17 protein-coding genes are annotated in these 15,495 nt (G+C 70.4%); 12 read left to right on the forward strand and 5 right to left on the reverse strand.

Annotation, left to right across the window (positions count from 1 at the left end):
• The first annotated feature begins 3 nt into the window (after positions 1-3).
• The 6 genes from Q7T09_RS17670 (at position 4) to Q7T09_RS17695 (ending at position 6,210) form a co-directional block, all read left to right on the forward strand.
• A complete protein-coding gene (locus Q7T09_RS17670) occupies positions 4-369 on the forward strand; it encodes a DUF983 domain-containing protein (protein WP_304701505.1) in 366 nt (121 codons plus the stop codon).
• Positions 353-1,093, forward strand: coding sequence for an SURF1 family protein (locus Q7T09_RS17675; RefSeq protein ID WP_304701507.1), 741 nt, complete (start codon positions 353-355; stop codon positions 1,091-1,093). Before Q7T09_RS17670 ends, Q7T09_RS17675 begins: the two co-directional genes overlap by 17 nt.
• Entirely contained in the window at positions 1,093-2,484 is a 1,392-nt protein-coding gene (gene thrC / locus Q7T09_RS17680; protein ID WP_304701509.1) for a threonine synthase, read from the forward strand. Before Q7T09_RS17675 ends, thrC begins: the two co-directional genes overlap by 1 nt.
• Positions 2,484-3,746 carry a pitrilysin family protein gene (locus tag Q7T09_RS17685; protein ID WP_304701568.1) on the forward strand — a complete coding sequence of 421 codons (1,263 nt, stop codon included), beginning with the start codon at positions 2,484-2,486 and terminating at the stop codon, positions 3,744-3,746. The genes thrC and Q7T09_RS17685 overlap by 1 nt, the downstream gene beginning before the upstream one ends.
• 163 nt (positions 3,747-3,909) lie before the next feature.
• Positions 3,910-4,521 (forward strand): GNAT family N-acetyltransferase, encoded by a 612-nt coding sequence (locus tag Q7T09_RS17690; protein ID WP_304701510.1) that lies wholly within the window; start codon positions 3,910-3,912, stop codon positions 4,519-4,521.
• A gap of 30 nt (positions 4,522-4,551) precedes the next feature.
• A complete protein-coding gene (locus tag Q7T09_RS17695; RefSeq protein ID WP_304701511.1) occupies positions 4,552-6,210 on the forward strand; it encodes a bifunctional diguanylate cyclase/phosphodiesterase in 1,659 nt (552 codons plus the stop codon).
• 157 nt (positions 6,211-6,367) lie between these two features.
• Here the strand turns inward: Q7T09_RS17695 and Q7T09_RS17700 are convergent, their stop codons facing one another.
• A complete protein-coding gene (locus Q7T09_RS17700; RefSeq protein WP_304701513.1) occupies positions 6,368-6,934 on the reverse strand; it encodes a YqgE/AlgH family protein in 567 nt (188 codons plus the stop codon).
• A gap of 114 nt (positions 6,935-7,048) precedes the next feature.
• Between Q7T09_RS17700 and Q7T09_RS17705 the strand changes: the two genes are divergently transcribed.
• Positions 7,049-7,531 carry a peroxiredoxin gene (locus Q7T09_RS17705; protein ID WP_304701515.1) on the forward strand — a complete coding sequence of 161 codons (483 nt, stop codon included), beginning with the start codon at positions 7,049-7,051 and terminating at the stop codon, positions 7,529-7,531.
• A 6-nt stretch (positions 7,532-7,537) separates the two neighbouring features.
• Here the strand turns inward: Q7T09_RS17705 and Q7T09_RS17710 are convergent, their stop codons facing one another.
• Positions 7,538-8,137 carry a DNA-3-methyladenine glycosylase gene (locus tag Q7T09_RS17710; protein ID WP_304701517.1) on the reverse strand — a complete coding sequence of 200 codons (600 nt, stop codon included), beginning with the start codon at positions 8,135-8,137 and terminating at the stop codon, positions 7,538-7,540.
• 15 nt (positions 8,138-8,152) lie between these two features.
• Here Q7T09_RS17710 and Q7T09_RS17715 point away from each other — a divergent pair, with 15 nt between their 5' ends.
• The 3 genes from Q7T09_RS17715 to Q7T09_RS17725 all read left to right on the forward strand — a co-directional run bounded on the left by Q7T09_RS17715 (position 8,153) and on the right by Q7T09_RS17725 (position 10,721).
• Positions 8,153-9,337: an amidohydrolase family protein gene (locus tag Q7T09_RS17715; RefSeq protein WP_304701518.1), complete on the forward strand. Its 1,185-nt coding sequence runs from the start codon at positions 8,153-8,155 to the stop codon at positions 9,335-9,337.
• Positions 9,338-9,544: 207 nt separating this feature from the next.
• Complete coding sequence (locus tag Q7T09_RS17720; RefSeq protein WP_304701519.1) at positions 9,545-10,093, forward strand: sigma-70 family RNA polymerase sigma factor; 549 nt, start codon at positions 9,545-9,547, stop codon at positions 10,091-10,093.
• Positions 10,080-10,721, forward strand: a complete 642-nt coding sequence (locus Q7T09_RS17725; RefSeq protein ID WP_304701520.1) for a DUF1109 domain-containing protein — start codon at positions 10,080-10,082, stop codon at positions 10,719-10,721. Before Q7T09_RS17720 ends, Q7T09_RS17725 begins: the two co-directional genes overlap by 14 nt.
• Here the strand turns inward: Q7T09_RS17725 and Q7T09_RS17730 are convergent, their stop codons facing one another.
• From Q7T09_RS17730 to Q7T09_RS17740, 3 genes are all read right to left on the reverse strand, one after another.
• Entirely contained in the window at positions 10,722-12,464 is a 1,743-nt protein-coding gene (locus Q7T09_RS17730; RefSeq protein ID WP_304701521.1) for an acyl-CoA dehydrogenase, read from the reverse strand.
• Between the two features lie 90 nt (positions 12,465-12,554).
• Entirely contained in the window at positions 12,555-12,890 is a 336-nt protein-coding gene (locus Q7T09_RS17735) for a hypothetical protein (RefSeq protein ID WP_304701522.1), read from the reverse strand.
• A 111-nt stretch (positions 12,891-13,001) separates the two neighbouring features.
• Positions 13,002-14,114, reverse strand: coding sequence for a hypothetical protein (locus Q7T09_RS17740; RefSeq protein WP_304701523.1), 1,113 nt, complete (start codon positions 14,112-14,114; stop codon positions 13,002-13,004).
• Between the two features lie 107 nt (positions 14,115-14,221).
• Between Q7T09_RS17740 and Q7T09_RS17745 the strand changes: the two genes are divergently transcribed.
• Positions 14,222-14,806: a TetR/AcrR family transcriptional regulator gene (locus tag Q7T09_RS17745; RefSeq protein WP_304701524.1), complete on the forward strand. Its 585-nt coding sequence runs from the start codon at positions 14,222-14,224 to the stop codon at positions 14,804-14,806.
• Positions 14,807-14,887: 81 nt separating this feature from the next.
• Positions 14,888-15,493, forward strand: a complete 606-nt coding sequence (locus tag Q7T09_RS17750) for a YceI family protein (protein WP_304701525.1) — start codon at positions 14,888-14,890, stop codon at positions 15,491-15,493.
• Positions 15,494-15,495 lie beyond the last annotated feature (2 nt).

The raw sequence follows: 15,495 nt of genomic DNA on the forward strand, positions 1-15,495 counted from the left end.
CCCATGAGTGGTCACAATCCGCTGCTGGCGGGGCTCGCGGGCCGCTGCCCCAACTGCGGAGAGGGACCTCTCTTCGACGGCTTCCTGAAAGTGGCCGCACGCTGCGAGGCGTGCGGCTACGATCTGGCCAAGGCCGACTCCGGAGACGGCCCCGCCGTCTTCGTGATCCTGATCGCGGGCTTCCTGGCCTGCTTCGGCGCCCTCTTCACCCAGTTCTCCTTCAACCCGCCGGTCTGGGTGACCATGATCATCTGGCTGCCCCTGACGCTGTTCCTGTGCCTGGGCCTGCTGCGGCCCATGAAGGGGATCATGCTGGCGGCCCAGTTCGCCAACAGGGCGTCCGAGGCCCGGCATGACGGACAGGACTGACGCCGCGCCTCGCAAGGGCTTTCCTCTCGTCCTGACGCTGGCCACGCTGATCGCCGCGGCCATCCTGGTCTGGCTGGGGACCTGGCAGCTCCAGCGCCTGGCCTGGAAGCAGGATCTGCTGGCGCGGGTCGCCGCCCTGCAGGCCGCCCCGGCCAAACCCCTGGGGCCCGCCCTCGACGCCCTGGCCCACGGCGCCAACGCCGATTTCACCCGCGTGGTCGTCGATTGCCCGGGTCTCGGCAGCGCCCCCTATCTTGAGCTCTATTCGGTGCGCGAGAGCGGCGCCGGCCTGCGGCTGATCTCGGCCTGCGTGGTGGAGAGCGCCAAGTACCGCACCATCCTGGTGGACCGCGGCTTCGTGGCCGACACCATCTCGGCCCGTCCTCCGGTGGACCTCGTAGACCGCACCCCGGTGCGGCTGGCGGGCGTGCTGCGCTCGCCAGACAAGGCCAGCTTCGTGACCCCGAAGAACGACCTAGCGGGCAACCATTGGTACTCCCGCGACATCCCGGCCATGGCCGCCCACCTGAAGGCGCCGTCGCCCGCCCCGATCATCCTGGCGGCCGAGACCAGCTCCAACCCCACCTGGCAGGCCCTGAAGCCCGAGCCCCTGCCGGCGGAAATTCCCAACCGCCACCTGGAATACGCGCTGACCTGGTTCGGCCTTGCGGGCGCCTTGGTCGCCGTCTATGCCGCCATGCTCTGGCGGTGGTGGAAGGCTTGATGCGGTACGTTTCTACGCGGGGGCAGTCGCCCTCGGTCGGCTTTGTCGATGCGATCCTCGCAGGGCTAGCGCCCGATGGCGGCCTCTATGTGCCTGAGGAATGGCCGAGCCTCACCCACAGCGAGATCGCCGCCTTCGCCGGCAAGCCCTACGCCCATGTGGCCGCCGAGATCCTGGCCCGCTTCGTCGGCGACGAGATCCCCCGCGAGACCCTGGCCGACATGTGCGCCGAGGCCTACGCCACCTTCACCCACGCCGCGGTCGTGCCGGTGAAGCAGCTCTATCCTGGCGGCTTCATGGCCGAGTTGTTCCATGGACCGAGCCTGGCGTTCAAAGATGTCGCGATGCAGCTGCTGGCCCGGCTCAGCGATCACGTGCTGGGCGCCCAGAAGCGCACCCAGACCATCCTCTGCGCCACCTCTGGTGACACTGGCGGAGCGGCGGTGGAGGCCTTCCGCGGCCGCGCCAACACCCGCATCGTCGCCATGTTCCCGGACGGCCGGATCAGCGAGGTGCAGCGCCGCTTCATGACCACGGCGGCCGAGGCCAATGTGCGCTGCCTGGCGGTGTCGGGGACCTTCGACGACTGCCAGGCGATCCTGAAGGACGCCTTGGGCGACCAGGTCCTCAAGCAGGCCGTGGGCCTGTCGGCGGTCAACTCCATCAACTTCGCCCGCATCGTGGCCCAGGCGGTCTATTACTTCACCAGCGCGGTGGCGATCGGCGCCCCGCACCGGCCGGTGGCCTTCGCCGTGCCGTCGGGCAATTTCGGCGACGGCTTCGCGGGCTTCATGGCCAAGCGCATGGGCCTGCCGATCTCCAAGATCATCGTGGCCACCAACACCAACGACATCCTGGCCCGCGCTTTCCAGGACGGCCGCTACAGCCGCGGCGTGGTGGCCCAGACCCAGTCGCCGGCCATGGACATCCAGTCGGCCTCCAACTTCGAGCGGCTCTATTTCGAGGGTGTCCGCCGCGAAGGGGTGGAGACCGCGCGCGCCTTCCAGGCCTTCGGCGAGACCGGGGTCATCGATATCCCGCCCGCCGCCCTGGCCATGATGCGCGAGACCTTCGTGGGCATGTCGGTCGGCGAGCGCGACACCACCCGCTCCATCGTCGCCACCCTCAACGAGACCGGCGAGCTGATCGATCCGCACACCGCCGTGGGCATGGCCGCCCTGCGCCGCGCCAGGGACATCACCGACCCGATCATCGTGCTCTCCACCGCGCATGCGGCCAAGTTCCCCGAGGCTGTCAGCGCCGCCTGCGGCGAGACCCCGGTCATGCCGCGCAGCGCCCAGAACCTGGCGGGCAAGCCCGAGCGTTTCGACCGGCTGCCGGCTGACGCCGACACCATCAAGGCCTATGTCCGGGCCTTCGCGGAAAGCTGATCCTGGCCACCCTTCACACCCTCTCCAACGGCGTCCGCGTCGTCTGCGACCCGGTCCCCGGGCTTGAGACCGTAGCGCTGTCCGTCGTCGCCGGCCGCGGCGCGCGGTTCGAGGACGCCGCCCGCTCCGGCTGGTCGCACCTGCTCGAACACATGGTCTTCAAGGGCGCGGGCGACCGCTCGGCCCGGGAGATCGTCGAGGTGGTGGAGGCCCAGGGCGGTTCGATCAACGCCGCCACCGGCTATGAGCGCACCAGCTTCCAGATTCGCGCCCTGGCCGGGGGCCTGGACCTCGGCTCGGCCGTGCTGGCCGACCTGATCCAGCGCCCGGTCATCGACCCCGCCGACCTCGCCCGGGAAAAGCAGGTGGTGGGCCAGGAGATCGCCGAGGCCACCGACACCCCCGACGACGTGGTGTTCGAGATGGCCCAGGCCGCCGCCTTCAAGGACCAGGCGCTCGGCCGTTCCATCCTGGGCACCGACGCCTCCATCGCGCCCGCCACCTCCGAGACCCTGGCGGCCTGGCGGGCGGCCCTCTACGCTCCCGACAGCCTGATCTTCGCGGCCTCCGGGGCGGTGACCGAGGACGAGGTGCTGGCGCTCGCCGAGCGCGACTTCGGCCAGGCCGCCGGCGCCCCGATCCCCGAGGCCGCGCCCGCCGCCTTCACCGGCGGCACGGAGACGGCGTCCAAGTCCCTGGAGCAGGCCAACCTGGTCTTCCTGCTGCCCAGCGTCGGAGTCCGCCACGACGACTATTTCCCCCTGCGCCTGTTCGCCGAGATACTCGGCGGCGGCATGGCCTCGCGGTTGTTCCAGGAGGCGCGCGAGAAGCGCGGCCTGGCCTATGCCGTGGACGCCTATTCCGAGACCTATGCCGACACCGGGGTCCTGGGGGTGTTCGCCGGCTGCGCGGCCAAGGACGCCGCCGAGCTGGCCCGCGTGGCCGCCGGCGAGATCCAGAACCTGGCCCAGAAGGTCGAGCCCGCCGAGCTCGCCCGGGCCAAGGCCCAGCTCAAGGCCGGCATGTTCATGGCCCGCGAGGCCCTGCAGTCGCGCGCCGAGCAGGCGGCCGGCCAGGTGCTGCTGTTCGGCCGGCTGCTCACCACCGCCGAGATCGCCGACCAGATCGACGCCGTGGAGGCCGCCGACCTCGCCCGCCTGGGCGCCAGCCTGCTGCAGCCCGGCCGCGCCGCCGTCAGCGTGCTCGGCCCCAAGCCCGCCCTGAAGGCCGCCGACGCCTTCCAGAAGGCCCTGTTCGGCTAGACCCTGACCGTTTCAGATGGACCCATCTGAAACGGCAAGAAGGGTCTAGATTCAAAACATTAGAGCACGTCGGGCGGCGGAACCGGTACCCACTTCCGCCTGACGTGCTCTAGGAGCCTGTCCGGGGCTTGACGCCCCTCGCGGCGCGTCCGACCTTCGCCCCATGGCCCTGCTGGACTGGATCGCGCCGGAAAGCGGCCTAAGGGTCGAGGGCGAGGGCGTGTTCCTGCGCCCGGCCCGCAACGCCGACTTCGAGGAATGGCGCGAACTGCGCGCGGCCTCGCGGGATTTCCTGCAGCCCTGGGAGCCGACCTGGCCGGCCGACGATCTCAGCCGCGCGGCGTTCAGACGCAGGCTGACGGCCTATGCGCGCGATCGGGAGGCCGGCAGCGCCTACCCATTCTTCGTGTTCCGAGCCAAGGACGAGGTCCTGACCGGCGGCATCACCCTCTCCAACATCCGGCGCGGCGTCGCCCAGATGGCCTCGGTGGGCTACTGGTGCGGCCAACCCTTTGCAAGACAAGGACAAACCCTGGCCGCCGTGCGGGCGCTGACCCTGTTCTCCTTCCGCACGCTGGCCCTCCATCGCCTGGAGGCCGCCTGCCTTCCCACCAACGAACCCAGTCGCAAGCTGCTCAACCGCGCCGGGTTCGCCGAGGAGGGATACGCCAAGGCTTATTTGAAAATTAACGGCGTTTGGCGAGATCATGTCCTGTTCGGTCTTGTCTCGCCGCTTCGCGCGGCACTGGAGCCGGACGAGGGAGTGTCGGTCTAGCCGGCGCGTGGCCAGAGTTAAGTCGAGGCGATGCCGAACGACCGTTGGATCTGGGACGCCACGACGACGCTCGAGGCGTTGGGCGCCGCCGACGTGGCGCTCTGGCTCTGGGAGCCCGAGCGCGATCGTCTGCGAATCACCGGCGCGTCCCGCGCGCTCGGCCTGGGCCCCCTTGCGCCGGAATGTTCCTCGGCCGCCATGCGCGCGCTCGCCATGCCCCAGGACCGGGCCCTGGCCGAAGACGTGCTGCGGGTGCAGGAGCCCGGCGGCGAGATCGCCGTGCGCCTGCGGATGCGCGGCGGCGGCGTCTGCATCTGGCGCGGCGTCTGGCTGGAGGAAGGCCTGCGGGCCGCCGGGGTGGTCGCTCCCGAAACCAAGTTCGCCGCCTCCGACGTCGACAAGCTGACTGGCCTGCTGGACCGCAAGAGTTTCATCGCCCAGGCCCGCGAGCGCCTGCAGGCGCCCGGCGTGCACGAACTGGTGGTGGCCGACCTCGACCGCCTGCGTCGCCTGAACGAGGCCCTGGGCCACGAGCGCGCCGACCTGGTGCTGGCCGCCCTGGGCTCGCGGATGGCCGCGGCCTTCCCCCCCGGCGTCCTGATGGCCCGCATCGGCGAGGACGAGTTCGCCCTGCTGACCCCCATCCGCGCCATCAGCGCGGCCGAGACCCTGCGCAAGGCCCTGGAGCAGCCCCTGCGGGTGGCGGGCTTCGACATCCATCCCACCCTGTCCATCGGCGCCGTGGAGGCCACGGGCGGCGACGAGGCGCCCGAGGCCGCCGAACTGCTGCGCCGGGCCGAGCTCGCCGTGGAGTCGGCCAAGAGCAACGGCCGCGGCGGCGGGGCCGCCTACGGCCGGACCATGGAGACCGACGGCCTCTCGCGCCTGGCCCTGGAGAGCGACCTGCGCGGCGCCATCGGCCGCGGCGAGCTGACCGCCTATTACCAGCCGATCGTGCGTCTTTCGACCGGGGCGCTGTCGGGCTTCGAGGCCCTGGTGCGCTGGAAGCATCCGCGCCGCGGCCTGATGAACCCCGACCAGTTCCTGCCGCTCTGCGACGAGATGGGGCTGATGAGCGAACTGGGGGCCCTGATGATGCGCCAGGCCGCCGAGCAGTTGGCCGTCTGGCGCCGCGACCACCGGGCCGCCGGCGAACTGACCGTGGCGGTGAACCTCTCCACCGGCGAGATCGACCGGCCCGACCTCGTCTCCGACGTCATGCGTATCCGCAGGGAGACCGGCCTGCCGCCGGGCGCCCTGAAGCTGGAGGTCACCGAGGGCGACGTCATGCGCGATCCCGACCGAGCCGCGGTGATCCTGCGCAACCTGCGCGAGGCCGGGGCGGCCCTGGCCCTGGACGACTTCGGCACCGGCTTCTCCTCGCTCAGCTACCTGACGCGCCTGCCCTTCGACACCCTGAAGATCGACCGCTATTTCGTGCGCACCATGGCCACCAACGAGGGCTCGGCGAAGATCGTCTCCTCCGTCGTGAAGCTCGGCCAGGACCTGGCGCTCGAAGTGGTGGCCGAGGGCGTGGAGAACGCCCAGATGGCCAAGGCTCTGCTGGCGGTGGGCTGCGACTACGGCCAGGGCTTCGGCTACGCTCCGGCCCTGTCGCCCCAGGAGGCGGAGGTCTATCTCAACGAAAGCTATGTGGACGGCGCGGCGCCGGTAAAAGCGCGGGGGTAGGGACCATCGCAACTCTTTCCTCTCCCGCTTGCGGGAGAGGGTAGGGTGAGGGCTCTTTCTGAGGGTCCGTTGTCACTCCGCGCTCGGTAAGACCTCCGCTGCGCGGAGGCCCCCCTCACCCAACCTCTCCCCCTAGAGGGGGCGAGGAGAAGGTAGGCTAAGCCCGCCCCGCCGTGGCCGTCAGCAGGCTCGCGTCCACCCCCAGCTTGGCCAGAGCCTTGGTCCACTTCCGCTCGTGGTCGCCGCCGAAGATCAGGGCCTCGTCGGCCGGGCAGGTGAGCCAGACGTTCTCGCGGATCTCGTGCTCCAGCTGGCCGGCGCCCCAGCCGGCATAGCCGAGCGCCAGCAGGGCCCGCCGGGGATGGTCCTGCGCGCCCATGGCCTCCAGGGCCTCGCGGGTGGGGGTGAGCGCCACCCCGCCGCCCAGCTCGATGCTGTTGTCGCCGGCGCTGTAGTCGTCGGTGTGGACCACGAAGCCGCGGTCGCGCTGCACGGGCCCGCCGATCAGCACCAGGTCCGGCGGCACCTCGATGTCGGCCTTCACCTCCAGCCGCTTGAGCAGGTCGGGCACGGTCAAGCCCTCCACCGGGCGGTTGACCGCTATGCCCATGGCGTGGGTCTCGTCGTGGGCGCAGACCAGCACCAGGGCGCGCTCGAAGCGCGGATCGCCGATGCCAGGCATGGCGATCAAGAGCTGGCCCGACAGGAAGGTCGCCTCGTCCATGGCCCTAGTTTGAGGTGGATCGCGGCGCTTTCAAGTCTCGACCCCAGAAGTTCTGCGTTGAACGCCGCCCCGGCGGGTTTATCTGGTCTTCAAGACCATCACGGGAGAGAGACCATGACCATCAAAGTCGGCGACAAGCTGCCCAGCGCCAACCTCGTCGCCGGGACCGCCGAGGGCCCCAAGCCCATGACCACCGAGGAGGTCTTCGGCGGCAAGAAGGTCGCCTTCTTCGCCGTCCCCGGCGCCTTCACCCCCACTTGCTCGGCCAAGCACGTGCCCGGCTTCAAGGAGCTAGCCGACCAGATCAAGGGCAAGGGCGTCAACTCCATCGTCTGCCTGTCGGTGAACGACGCCTTCGTCATGAAGGCCTGGGGCGAGAACCAGGGCGTCATGGACACCATGCTGATGATCGCCGACCCGGCGGGCGACTTCACCAGGGCCGTCGGCCTGGACATGGACGCCTCCAAGTTCGGCCTGGGCCTGCGCTCGCAGCGCTATTCGATGATCGTCGACGACGGCGTGGTGAAGGAGCTCAACGTCGAGGCTCCGGGCGAGTTCAAGGTCTCGGCCGCCGACTACCTGCTGGCCCAGCTTTAGGACCGGTTACGCTTTCGGGAATGGCCGGCTCAGGAATTTCGAGCCGGCCAGACCGTAGCGCCAGGGGGTCTGCACCCCCTTGGTGAGGCCGATGCGCGGTCCCACCGCGATCTCCCAATCCTGCATTGATGGCTCGAGATCGAAGGGCGGCCGATCCAGGGCCAGGCCGTCATGGGCCCGGGTGATGGCGAGCGCCTGGCACAGCCGTCCCGGCCCCGCGCACAAGAGCCGCACCGTCTCCATCCCCCGCCGCTCGCGCATGAGATCGATCCCCGCTGTGGGCTCCAGGGCGCGGATCAGGACCGCGCTGCCGGGTTCCTCCCCGCACACCAGGTTCAGGCACCAGTGCAGGCCGTAGGAGCGGTAGACATAGGCGTGGCCGACCGGGCCGAACATCGCCGCATTGCGCGCCGTGGGCCCGGTGAAGGTGTGGGAGGCCGGGTCCTCGTGGTGATAGGCCTCGGTCTCCACGATCCGCCCGCCGACCCCGTCCACCGTCAGGACCATGCCGATCAGGTCGCGGGCCACCGCCGCCGGGTGGCGGGCGAACAGCTTGACGCCGCGCCCGCTTGGGTCCGAACTGTGGGGAAGAAAAGAAGCCGTCATCAGGGAAGAACCGCCATGCCTTATGTCGAGGGCCAGACCATCCATGACGCCGACAGCCACGTCATGGAGCTTCCGGGCGCCATAATCCCCTATGTGGAGGCCCGCCACCGCGAGGCCTTCGCGGAGAAGACCGCCAAGAAGAACACCCTGGTCGAATGGTCGGCCAAGGCCCAGGCTCTGCACGACGATCCGGAGTTCCGCGCCGGGGATGAGGCCAACCTGCTGCTGCGCAAGAACTTCCAGGCCCTGGGGGCGTTCCGCAACGCCGACCGGCCCAAGGCCCTGGACCTGCTGGGCTTCGCCAGCCAGCTGGTCTTCACCACCGCGGCGCTCGGCAACTATGGCCTGGAGGAGATGGGGGAGGTCGAACTCGCCGTCGCCGGGGCCCGGGCCCACAACCGGATGATGACCGACTTCTGCTCGGTGGACCGCCGCCTGCTGGCCACCGGCTATGTCACCCTGGCGGACATCGAACGCGCGCCGGAGATCGCTCGCGAGGCCATCGAGATGGGCTGCAAGGGGTTGATCATCCCCTCGCGCCATCCGCCGCACCATTCCCCCAGCCATGCGGGCCTCGACCCGCTGTGGGCGGTGGCGCAGGAGGCCGGCGTGCCGATCCTGTTCCACGTCGGCGGCGAGGAGAAGATGCACGAGGCCTATCTGGAGAACGGCGGGCCGCGGGTTCTGGACTTCCACGGCGGGGCGGAGAACTTCACCTCGCTCACCTTCATGGCGATCCCGCTGTCGGTCTGGCAGACCCTCTCGGCCCTGGTGATCGACGGGGTCTTCGACCGCTTCCCGAGGCTGAAGTTCGGGGCCATCGAACTGGGCGCCTCCTGGCTGCCCAGCCTGATGCGGTTCATGGACTCAGGGGCCGCGGCCTTCGGCAAGGAGGAGCGGCTGCAGAGGCTGAGCGCCAGGCCCAGCGAGATCCTGCGCCGGCAGTTGCGGGTGACGCCCTATCCCCACGAGGACACCGCCTGGATCATCGCCAATTCCGGGCCGGAGATGTGCCTGTTCTCCTCCGACTTCCCCCACGTGGAGGGCGGCCGCAATCCGCTGAAGCGGTTCAACGACGCCCTGGAGGGCGCCTCGGACGCCGCCAAGCGTAGCTTCTACCGCGACAACTTCATCGACCTGATGGGCAAGGGGCTCGATCCCGCCCTGCACGACCATCCGGCTCTGATGGCGGCGGAGTGATCCAACTGTGTCATCCCGGTTTCCGCGCAGCGGAAGACCGGGACCCAGAGGCGCCGCTCTTTCCGGCACGCCCCGCGCATCTAGGTCCCGGACAAGCCCTGCAGGCTTTCCGGGATGACACCGGTGTTCTCGCCGCGCCTTGGGGTTCGGTTACAGCTAGGCTCAATGTAACCAAGACCTCCGTCGCCGCGTACCTGAGGCAGACACGTGGACCAGACCGAAGCGCGACTGCGGGCCTTGATGCTCGCCGGCCTGGCCGGCGACGCCGCGGCGCATCGCGCACTGCTCTCAGAACTGGGACGGCTGCTGCGCCGGTACTATGCGCGGCGGCTGGGCTTCGGGACGCCGGAGGCCGAAGACCTCGTCCAGGAAACCTTGATCGCCGTGCACACCCGACGCGCCACCTATGATCCGCAGCAGCCCTTCACCGCCTGGGCCTACGCCATCGCGCGCTACAAGATGATCGACCACCTGCGGCGGGCCAAGGTGCGGCCCTCCTCACCCCTGGAGGAGGCTGACGGCCTGTTCACCGACGGCGGCGCCGAGGACCTGGTGGTCAAGCGCGACCTTGACCGGGTCCTGGCGCAGGTCTCGGCCCGCACCGGCGCCCTGATCCGCGACGTGAAGGTGGAGGGACTGTCGACCCGCGAGGCCGCGCAGAAGCACGGCCTGACCGAGACGGCGGTGAAGGTCGCCGTCCACCGGGGCCTGAAGGCGCTCACCGCCCGGTTCGGAGGCGCCGATGAAAACCGATGAGCTGATCGACAGGCTGTCGGCGGACCTGGAGCCCGCGCCCCCCTGGTGGGTGACCCGCCGCGTCCTGATCGGCCTTGGGTCCGGGGCCTTCTTCTCGGCCCTGCTGATGGTGGTCTGGCTCGGCGTGCGGCCCGACCTGATGGACGCCATGACCGGCGCCATGTTCTGGATGAAGTTCGCCTACACCTTGGCCTGCTCGGCGGTTCTGGCCGCGGCCCTGATCCGGGTGGCCAGGCCGGGCGGTTCGGTGCGCAGCCTGGCCTGGGCGCTCGCCGCCCCTTTCGGCCTGGTGGGGCTGATGGCGGCGGTGCGGCTGGCCGGCGCCGACGCGGCCGCCCGGCAGGCCATGCTGATGGGGGATTCCGCCGACGTCTGCCCCTGGCGCATCGTGATCCTCAGCCTGCCGATCCTGGCCGGTGCGGTCTGGGCCCTGCGCGGCCTGGCGCCCACCCGCCTGGTGCTGTCGGGCCTGGTGGCCGGCGGCTGCGCCGGGGCCATGGGCGCCTGGATCTACGCCTTCCACTGCAACGAGAGCGCCGCGGCCTTCATCGCCATCTGGTACACGGCGGGCATGGCGGCCGTGGCGGTGTTGGGGGCGCTGGTGGGGCGGCGGCTGCTGCGGTGGTGACTACGCGCCGAGCGCTTGCGCGCTGACGCTCTCGTAGTCGGCCGCGCCCTCCATGACGCCTTCGGCCAGGCCCGGCGCCTGGGCCAGGACCTGGCTGGCGTAGATCCGCGCCAGCGCCGCCTTGCTCATCCCCCAGTCATCCGTGGCGCCGGTCAGGGCAAGCGCCTGCAGGCCCAGCATCCAGCCGCCCACCACGTCCCCGGCCAGCTTCAGATAGGGGGTGGCGCCCGACAGGGCCGCGGGGCCGCGGTTGGCCAGGATCCAGTCGGTGGCGCGCTCCAGGGCCGCGACACCGGCGTCCAGGCGCGCGCCGACGCCCTCCAGGCCGGGCGAACCCTTCAGCACCTGGGCGGTGGCGTGCATCTCGGCGGCGAGGGCGTCCATGACGCCGCCGTTCTCCATCGGCGCCTTGCGGCCCACCAGGTCGATGGCCTGGATGCCGTTGGTGCCCTCATAGATCGGGGCGATGCGGGCGTCGCGATAGTGCTGGGCCGCCCCGGTCTCCTCGATGAAGCCCATGCCGCCATGGATCTGCACCCCCAGGGAGGCGACCTCCACCCCCACATCGGTGGACCAGGCCTTGGCGATGGGGGTGAAGAGTTCGGCGCGGGCCTTGGCCACGGCGCGGGCGGCCTCGTCGGTCGCCAGCCGGGCCACGTCGTTGAGGACGCCGGTGGACAGGCAGATGGCCCGGGCGGCCTCGATCTTGGCCTTCATCAACATGAGCGAGCGGCGCACGTCCGGGTGGCCGTAGATGACGCCCTCGGCGCTCCAGACCGCGCGGCCCTGCCTGCGCTCCTGGGCGAAGGCGAGCGCCTGCTGGAAGGCCCGCTCGGCGATGGCCACGCCCTGGACGCCGACCTGCAGGCGGGCGGCGTTCATCATGACGAACATGTGGGCGATGCCGTTGTTGACCTCCCCCACCAGCTCGGCCTGGGCGCCTTCGAACAGCATGACGCAGGTCGGCGAGCCGTGGATGCCCAGCTTGTGCTCGATGGAGCCGGCCCGCAGGTCGTTGGGGGCGTCGAGGTTTCCCTCGTCGTCCACCAGCCGCTTGGTGGCCAGGAACAGGCTGATGCCCTTCACCCCCGGAGGCGCGTCGGGCAGGCGGGCCAGGACCAGGTGGCAGATGTTGTCGGCGGCGTCGTGGTCGCCCCAGGTGATGAAGATCTTCTGGCCGTGCAGACGGTAGCCGCCCTGGCCATCGGGCTCGGCGCGGGTGGCGACGGCGGCGAGATCCGAGCCCGCCTGCGGCTCGGTGAGGTTCATGGTGCCGGTCCATTCGCCGCTCACCAGTTTGGGCAGGACCAGCCGCTTCTGGCGCTCCGTGCCGTGCAGGGCCAGGGCCTCGATGGCGCCCTGGGTCAGCATGGGGCAGAGACCGAAGGCCATGTTGGCGGCGTGCACCATCTCGAACACCGCCAGGCCCAGCGCTCCGGTCAGGCCTTGGCCGCCATATTCGGGGTCCGACGACAGGGCGTTCCAGCCGCCAGCCACGAAGGCCTGATAGGCGTCCGCGAAGCCCGGCGCGGCGGTTACCTTGCCGTTGGCGTACTTGGCGCCCTGCGTGTCCCCCGTGCGGTTCAGGGGGGCGAGCTCGCTTTCCACGAAGGCGCCGGCGGCCTCCAGCACCGCGACCACGGTGTCCTCGTCCAGGTCCGGGAAGGCCTGGGCCATCAGGGCCGAGTGGCCGACGGTCTTGAGGGCGAAGGCGAGGTCGCGGACCGGGGCGCGGAAGGTCATGGGCGGCTCCTGAGGCTCAGGGCCGCTGTGTAGCTGCTGGCGGGCGTCGGACCAAGCCGGTCGCCCGGCCTGGTCGTCGCGTCGCGGAGGCTATTCGCCGTCGCCGGGCGCCACACGGGCTTTCTGGACGGCGGGCACCAGCAGGGCGGGATGTCCGCCCGCGCCGGCGCCGGTGATGATGTCGGGGGTCTGGTTGGCCTGGGAGGCGGCGCTGCGGCCGGCGGCGTCCCGGGCGGCCTTGCGCCTGGCGGCCTGGGCCTCGATCAGGATGTCAGCCTTGGCGCCGCCGGCGGCCTGGGGGCGGGTTTGGGGTGCGACGGCGGCTTCGCCCTTGATGTCGCCCAGCTTGAGATAGCCGGCGGCGCTGGCCGGACCCGACAGGGCGCAGGCGGCGGCCAGAAGCAGGACGCGGTTTCGAATCGACATGGGTTTCTCCGTCTTGGCCTCGCCCATCAGCGGGCGGCTTGGAGACGGCTTAGGGGCGGGGCGCGAGGCCCGCCTCCTCCGTTCGAGGGAGGCGCGGCGACAATCGCGCCGTCAGTCCGGGGAAAAGCGCAGGCTGGGATCGCCGGTGAGGCGGCCCACGAGGTCGGTCTGCCGGTTCACGTCCAGCTTGGCGAACACGGCCTTGAGGTGGCTCTTGAGGGTCGTCTGGCTGACCCCTTCGATGAGGGCATGGTCGGCCAGGGTCAGGCCGTCGCAGAGCGCGGCCGCCAGCCGGGCCTCGGCCGGCGTCAGGCCGTGGACTCTCCGCAGGGCCTCCGGGTCGGGCCGGGGCCGGCGGTCGGGATCGTGCAGCAGCACCAGGGCCAGGCCGCCCTCGCCGCGGGCCGGGGTCACGGTGACCGACAGGGGGGCGTGGCTCTCATGGCGGGAGACACCGAAGGTGGCGGCCGTGCGGGGACCGCCATCGCGGCGCGTCGCGGCCTGGACCGCCGCGCGCAGGGCGCTCTCGGCCCGGCTGGCGCGTCCGGTGGGTCGGTCGCCCGAGAGGAACAGGCCGTCGCCCGCCCGCAGCAGCCGCTCGCCTTCGCCGTTGGCGAACTGCAGGCGGCCGCGACCGTCCACCACCAGGACGCCCGCCGCCAGGGTCTCGAAACTGTCCAGACACGCGGTGAGGCTGGTCTCCAGCAGGCCCAGGCGATCGGATATCTTCAGGGCCCGGCGCAGGTGGGGCATCAGGCTCTCGCAGAGCCGCTGCTCGTCGTTGCTGAACCGGCCGAGCGTGCGGGAGCGCAGGATGGCGAAGTTCAGGGTGGAGTCGCCGCCGCCAGAGATCTCCAGGCTGATCCCGTAGTCCATGTCCTGGGGCGCCATCCAGTCGGCGTAGAACTCGGTCCGGGTCAGGGCGTCATAGGCGATCACCTCCTCGCTGTGGAGGAGGGGCTTGGCGACCTTGCGCGGGTTGGCGATCAGCGGATTGATGCCGGCGTAGCGGGCGTTGTAGCTGGCCTTGAAGGCCCCGTCATAGCTGGTGGCCAGCAGGCGGTTGGCGGCGGGCCGGTCCGCCGAGCGGGCGTAGACGGCGCCCAGTCCCCCGAACCACGCTTGGGCGCAGGCCACCATGTCGGCCCATCGGCCAGCGTCGGTGGCGGTGGCGTAGGCGGCGTCGATCAGCTCGACCTGGGCCTTCATCAGATCACGCGACAAGCGACATCTCCTGTCACCTGGACCTTCGGATCGGTGGTCCCGCCGAGCGAAGCCTATTAGACTATAGGTCTAGACTGTCAATCTAGTCCGCCACCCTGAGTGTATCGATGTTCCAGACCACCACCCGCCAGAAGGTCGTCGACGCCGCCCTGACCCTGTTCACCGAGCAGGGCTACGACCAGACCTCCCTGGCGCAGGTCGGCCGCCTTTCGGGCGTCTCGCACGGCAGCATCTTCCACCACTTCGGCTCCAAGGACGGCGTCGGCATCGAGGTCTATCTGCTGGAGCGCCGCACCTACTGGGAGGCGGCGGTCACCGCCCTGGAGGGCGACCACCCCGATCCGGTCGGGGCCATCGGCGCCGCCATTCGCGCCACCCTGCGCTACCAGGAGGCCCACCCCCAGCGGCACACCTTCATGATCGAGTGCGCCAGCTCCGACTGGATGTCGCGCCACAGCGAGCCGGTGCGGGCGCTGAACGCCGAGTTCGAGGCCCGCTTCGTCGCCTGGGCCACCCCCTGGCTGGTGGCCGGCAAGCTGCCCCTGGCCCCGCCGGAGGTGTTCGCGGCCCTGGTCTTCGGCCCCAGCCAGTGGATCGCCCGCTCCTGGCTCACCGGCCTGACGGACGATCCGCCGACCCGCTACGAGGACGCCCTGGTAGCCTTGGTCAGCCGCTGCTTCATGGTCCCCTAGGACGTCTTGCGCGCGCCACACTTTAGGCTTCGAATATCCGCTTGCCCGTGCGCCTGCGCCGGCGCCGCCGAGGAAATCGCCGTGGTCCGTAGTCCCCTGCTCGCCGTGGCGCTCGGTGGCGCCCTGGCCTCCGCCGCCCTGGCCAATCCCGCCAGCCAGGACCCGGCCAAGGTTCCAGCCGGCGATTACGCCCTGGACAAGCGCCACGCGAGCCTGCTGGTGAAGGTCCCGCACATGGGGGGCTTTTCGAAGTTCACCATGCGCTTCGACCGCATCGACGGCGGCTTCACCTACGATCCGGCGACCTGGGGCGCCACCAAGGTGACCATCACCGTCGATCCCACCTCCATCAACACCGGCCTGCCCGACTTCGACAAGACCATCGTCGGCCCCAGCTACTTCAACAGCGCCAAGTATCCGGCCATCACCTTCGTCTCCAACAAGGCCGAGGGGACGGACGGCAGGGGCACGGTCAGCGGCGACCTCACCTTCCACGGCGTGACCAGGCCTGTGGTGCTGGACATGACCTTCAATGGCGTGGGCCCCGGCGTGCTGGGGGCAGGCACGCGGATCGGCTTCTCCGGAACCACCCATCTCAAGCGCTCGGACTTCGGCGTCACCACCATGAGCCAGTTCGCCGGCGATGACCTCGACCTGCTGTTCGAGGTCGAGTTCGTGAAGAAGTAGGC

This window comes from Phenylobacterium sp. (genome assembly GCF_030645195.1).
Taxonomy (GTDB): Bacteria; Pseudomonadota; Alphaproteobacteria; order Caulobacterales; family Caulobacteraceae; genus Phenylobacterium.

Bases quoted from the DNA above. Each gene is read 5' to 3' on its own strand.
- Q7T09_RS17670 (WP_304701505.1), top strand. From the start codon at position 4: ATGAGTGGTCACAATCCGCTGCTGGCGGGGCTCGCGGGCCGCTGCCCC.
- Q7T09_RS17675 (WP_304701507.1), top strand. From the start codon at position 353: ATGACGGACAGGACTGACGCCGCGCCTCGCAAGGGCTTTCCTCTCGTC.
- thrC (WP_304701509.1), top strand. From the start codon at position 1,093: ATGCGGTACGTTTCTACGCGGGGGCAGTCGCCCTCGGTCGGCTTTGTC.
- Q7T09_RS17690 (WP_304701510.1), top strand. From the start codon at position 3,910: ATGGCCCTGCTGGACTGGATCGCGCCGGAAAGCGGCCTAAGGGTCGAG.
- Q7T09_RS17695 (WP_304701511.1), top strand. From the start codon at position 4,552: ATGCCGAACGACCGTTGGATCTGGGACGCCACGACGACGCTCGAGGCG.
- Q7T09_RS17700 (WP_304701513.1), bottom strand. From the start codon at position 6,934: ATGGACGAGGCGACCTTCCTGTCGGGCCAGCTCTTGATCGCCATGCCT.
- Q7T09_RS17705 (WP_304701515.1), top strand. From the start codon at position 7,049: ATGACCATCAAAGTCGGCGACAAGCTGCCCAGCGCCAACCTCGTCGCC.
- Q7T09_RS17710 (WP_304701517.1), bottom strand. From the start codon at position 8,137: ATGACGGCTTCTTTTCTTCCCCACAGTTCGGACCCAAGCGGGCGCGGC.
- Q7T09_RS17715 (WP_304701518.1), top strand. From the start codon at position 8,153: ATGCCTTATGTCGAGGGCCAGACCATCCATGACGCCGACAGCCACGTC.
- Q7T09_RS17725 (WP_304701520.1), top strand. From the start codon at position 10,080: ATGAAAACCGATGAGCTGATCGACAGGCTGTCGGCGGACCTGGAGCCC.
- Q7T09_RS17730 (WP_304701521.1), bottom strand. From the start codon at position 12,464: ATGACCTTCCGCGCCCCGGTCCGCGACCTCGCCTTCGCCCTCAAGACC.
- Q7T09_RS17735 (WP_304701522.1), bottom strand. From the start codon at position 12,890: ATGTCGATTCGAAACCGCGTCCTGCTTCTGGCCGCCGCCTGCGCCCTG.
- Q7T09_RS17745 (WP_304701524.1), top strand. From the start codon at position 14,222: ATGTTCCAGACCACCACCCGCCAGAAGGTCGTCGACGCCGCCCTGACC.